Origin of the sequence: Candidatus Nitrosarchaeum limnium BG20 (assembly GCF_000241145.1) — an archaeon.
In the GTDB taxonomy this organism is placed as follows: Archaea; Thermoproteota; Nitrososphaeria; order Nitrososphaerales; family Nitrosopumilaceae; genus Nitrosarchaeum; species Nitrosarchaeum limnae.
Genome location: NZ_AHJG01000190.1, coordinates 1 through 3933, shown reverse-complemented (window position 1 = coordinate 3933; position 3933 = coordinate 1). Strand labels below are relative to the sequence as shown.

Here is a 3933-nt window from a genome sequence, read left to right as displayed (position 1 = left end):
TTATTGATGGATTTTTTTTAATTTCTCCCATATCTGCTAATAATTTAAGTCCTGATTGACGCAGCTTGCTAATACTTAATAAAAAAAGACCTAGATTGTTCTTTGTCTATTAAATTCATCAATGAATGTGCCTGAATGTAATACTCGGTTGCTTTTTCGTTGTATTTTTTAAACTCTACAATCTTATCTTCCCAATATTTCTCAGTAGTGTTTTCTATTATTTTATAATTAAATTTAATCTCAGCAATCTCTTTGCCTAATCTTGCTAAATTATCACTATATTCTTTGACTGTTTTTTGTAATTTACCTAGTTCATCAGTCATAATATCTGTGAGTATTTCTATAATAAAGAGTTTAGATTCTACTCTCTTAATCGTTTCTCCATGCTTCAGTTGATATTTTTGAATATTCCATAATACAATTTTCGCAAAATGAATCCCACTCTCCAATTTCTAATGTTTTAAAAAATTCTCTGGTCCAATCATATGGAGGTTTTTTCCTATACTGAAACTGTTGAATCGTATAGATGTCTTTCTCATTAAATTTTCTCAAACATTTTTTGCATTGAGCGTTTTTCATCTGTTATTCTATAAATTAATTGGTTAATTAGGAATTATCGGTAGAATTAATTTATGATTTTAAGTTCAGTCTGATCTAAAAGATTTTGAACCGATATTGGTTTTGTTTTATTGCTTTAACTCCTAATTTTGTTAAAAACTCAGTTTGATGTTCGTCTAGTTCAAGTGAGCTTACAATAACTGTTTTTTGTATTTCCGATGATTTTTCTTTTTTTAAATCCAATAGAAAATCAATCCCATTATAGTTTGGCATACACATATCAAGTAATATCAAATCATATTGATTTTTTAATACCATCCCCAATCCCACCTTTCCATCGGTGATACTCTCAAAATCATGATTTTTGGTCTTAAGTACATCTGAAAATACTTTGCTTATCTCAGGTGAATCATCAATGTGCAATATTTTCATACGATGTGATGAACATTAGAATTCATAAAAATTAGTTTGCGCATTTGCACAAACTAAAAATCAAGAACTGTCTGATTGTTATCTTACCAGTTCTTCTTTTGTTACTCTATCTATTTTCAGTTTTAGATCATTTGATAAAGATGAAATGTTATGTTTTTCATCTACATGTCTTGCTATTTTACTCATCAAATCAACCATGTTAAATGCTCTAGTTGTCCAGTCGCACTTCATTCCAATATCTGAGCATTTGAAACTTTTTGCCATAATTTGCTATGCTCTAAATTGTATTATTATGATTCTGTGTCTACATTAAACAAACAGTTTTTCTCAAATCTGATTATTTTTCAGAACTATCTGTAAGATACTTGTCTACATCTATTGCAGCCATACATCCAAACCCCGCGGCAGTGATTGCTTGTCTGTAATTTCGATCATGTACATCTCCTGCAGCAAATACGCCTTCAATGTTGGTATGGGTTTTATTTTTTAAAATAATGTATCCTTCATTATCTAAATCGATTTGGTTTTTGAATAATTTGGTGTTTGGTTCATGTCCTATTGCAACAAAAAGACCTCCTACATTCAATGTTTTTTCTTCACCTGTTTTGATGTTTTTTAATACTGCTTGCTGCATTTTTTGATCACCTTTAATGTCTATCACTGCTGAATTCCAATGGAATTTTATTTTGTTGTTTTTTTCTGCTCTATCTTGCATTATTTTACTTGCACGCAATGATTCTCTTCTATGTACCAGATGTACGGTAGTTGCAAATTTAGTAAGAAATGTTGCTTCTTCAATTGCTGAATCTCCACCTCCAACAACTATCAATTCTTGATTTCTAAAAAATGGTCCATCACATGTAGCACAATATGAAACACCTTTTCCTGCAAATGTTTGTTCTCCTGCTAATCCTAGTTTTCTAGGATTTGCACCTGTCGCAATAATCACTGCTCTCCCTTCGTATTCTTCTGAAGCTGTTAGTACTTTGAATGGCTTGTGTCTAAAATCTACATCTACCACTTCATCATCAATTATGGTAGTTCCCATTCTTTGTGTTTGCTTTCGCATCTCTATCATCAAGTCCGGACCCATGATTCCTTTCTCAAAACCTGGATAATTCTCAACTTCTGTAGTGTTCACTAATTGACCCCCCGGTAGTATTCCTGATAAAATGAGTGTGTCATATCCTGCACGAGAACTGTAAATTCCAGCTGTGTATCCTGAAGGACCTGCACCAATAATTACAATATCAAATTTCGTTTTCTTTTTGTCTGGCATTTTTGGTGACTCGTCTTTGTTTTCAAGTATGGTTGCACCAGTATTTGCAGACATCATAATGTGAGCCCTTGATTTTTCATTAATTTAAGTTATTGATTCACTATGTCGCTTTTTTGTATGTCTCATGAAATTCTTTGCAGATCGTATATGCAATATTTTCGATGTGAAAAACATCTGATATGTTATTTTTGCCTTTTGCAATTGCCCTCATAATCGTCATGCATTTTGCATTTTTTAGAGCATCTGGCTCTTTACTATCAGTCCAAGTTTTAAAACATTCTTCAAAATCCAGACAGAATTTCAGAATGATTATTTCCCAATCTTCAGACGTTTTTGGGATTTTTACATTATCTGCCAATTCTTGAAATTCATTTTTTCTATCTCTAAGTAATAAATTCAGAGTTTCTCTAACTCTTTTTTCATCATATCCTGAAATTAATTTTATTCTATCCATAATCAAGATAATTTCAATTCAATATTAAAAAGTCATCTGTTAAATCCATCTTTGAAACTCATTTGTCCTTTTTTTACTTATGGGTGTTATGAAAATTTTAATTTACATGTCCGAATATCTAATGCATGGCTCCAAGGAATTTTTTTATTTTAAAATCGGATGGGCGTAAAGTAAAATTTAATCCAAATAAAATTTTGAGTACTTGTATGAGAGCAGGAGCAAGTAGAAAAACTGCTCAACGGATTTTAAAAAAAGTGAGATCAAATGTTTATCGTGATATGGGCACTAGTGATATTTACAAATTAGTTTTACAAGCTATTTCTAAAGAAAAGGATGGTGTCGGACTCCATCAAAGATATCAACTCAAAGAAGCAATTATGAGACTAGGCCCTGCTGGATTTGCATTTGAAAATTATATTGCTGATTTATTACCGTATTATGATTTACAAGTTTCTGGAATCAGAGTAAAAATCAAAGGTAAATGTGCATTGCATGAAATTGATCTAATTGGTCTTTCCTCTTCTAAACAATTCATGATTGAATGTAAGCATAATTCTTATCGAGGTACGTATATTGGACTTAAAGTTGCACTTTACACTCATGCCAGATTTTTAGATTTATCTCCTAGATTTTCTGGTGAAATGATCTTTTGTAATTCAAAAATATCAGAAAACGCCAAAAAATATTCAAATTGTATAGGACAACAGGTTTTCTCTTGGAGATATCCGTCAGAAAAAAGTCTAGAAAAAATAATTGAAGAAAATAAATTATATCCTATTACTATTTTAAATCTGACTTCAAAAGAATTGGGAATTTTTTACGGCATTGATTTGATGATTGCAAAAGATCTTCTGGATTTTGATGCTGTAAAATTATCTGAAAAAACTGGTATTGGTACTACTAGAATACATAATTTACAAATGATGGTAGAAAAAACTACTGCAATTGTAAGTATGATTTCTAATATTTTGCATTGTTCACTTGTCATTTTCTATGATGATTTTTTACCTCCTGTTTTTAACCTACTTTGATTTAGCGTAATCATGACTAGTGATCCTTTCTGCCATTGTGGCTCGTGTGGTCATGAAACAGTGTCAGAATGCTATTCAAAACAATGTTCTTGTTGTTTGAGTGATCATCAGGGACCTTTTGGAAAAAATGATGATGCTTATCTATTGACATGATTTTTTAACTAAAATTTTATTTTGAA

At 31.0% G+C, this 3933-nt stretch carries 7 protein-coding genes; 1 reads left to right on the top strand and 6 read right to left on the bottom strand.

Translation table 11 applies throughout. The annotated features are described in order from the left end of the window. Positions 1 to 68: 68 nt before the first annotated feature. The 6 genes from BG20_RS06555 to BG20_RS06530 all read right to left on the bottom strand — a co-directional run bounded on the left by BG20_RS06555 (position 69) and on the right by BG20_RS06530 (position 2723). Positions 69 to 323: a hypothetical protein gene (locus BG20_RS06555; protein WP_193353032.1), complete on the bottom strand. Its 255-nt coding sequence runs from the start codon at positions 321 to 323 to the stop codon at positions 69 to 71. A 46-nt stretch (positions 324 to 369) separates the two neighbouring features. After that, positions 370 to 579 carry a hypothetical protein gene (locus BG20_RS11920; RefSeq protein WP_081477540.1) on the bottom strand — a complete coding sequence of 70 codons (210 nt, stop codon included), beginning with the start codon at positions 577 to 579 and terminating at the stop codon, positions 370 to 372. Between the two features lie 75 nt (positions 580 to 654). Then, on the bottom strand, positions 655 to 990 hold the full coding sequence (locus tag BG20_RS06545; protein ID WP_010192494.1) for a response regulator: 336 nt from the start codon (positions 988 to 990) through the stop codon (positions 655 to 657). A gap of 78 nt (positions 991 to 1068) precedes the next feature. Next, complete coding sequence (locus BG20_RS06540; RefSeq protein WP_010192491.1) at positions 1069 to 1254, bottom strand: DUF1059 domain-containing protein; 186 nt, start codon at positions 1252 to 1254, stop codon at positions 1069 to 1071. A 73-nt stretch (positions 1255 to 1327) separates the two neighbouring features. Continuing rightward, a complete protein-coding gene (gene trxB / locus BG20_RS06535; RefSeq protein WP_007401381.1) occupies positions 1328 to 2326 on the bottom strand; it encodes a thioredoxin-disulfide reductase in 999 nt (332 codons plus the stop codon). A 43-nt stretch (positions 2327 to 2369) separates the two neighbouring features. Beyond that, entirely contained in the window at positions 2370 to 2723 is a 354-nt protein-coding gene (locus BG20_RS06530; RefSeq protein ID WP_010192489.1) for a hypothetical protein, read from the bottom strand. Between the two features lie 125 nt (positions 2724 to 2848). On the opposite strand from BG20_RS06530, the gene BG20_RS06525 reads away from it, so the two are divergent. Next, positions 2849 to 3754 (top strand): ATP cone domain-containing protein, encoded by a 906-nt coding sequence (locus BG20_RS06525; RefSeq protein WP_010192485.1) that lies wholly within the window; start codon positions 2849 to 2851, stop codon positions 3752 to 3754. Positions 3755 to 3933: the final 179 nt, after the last annotated feature.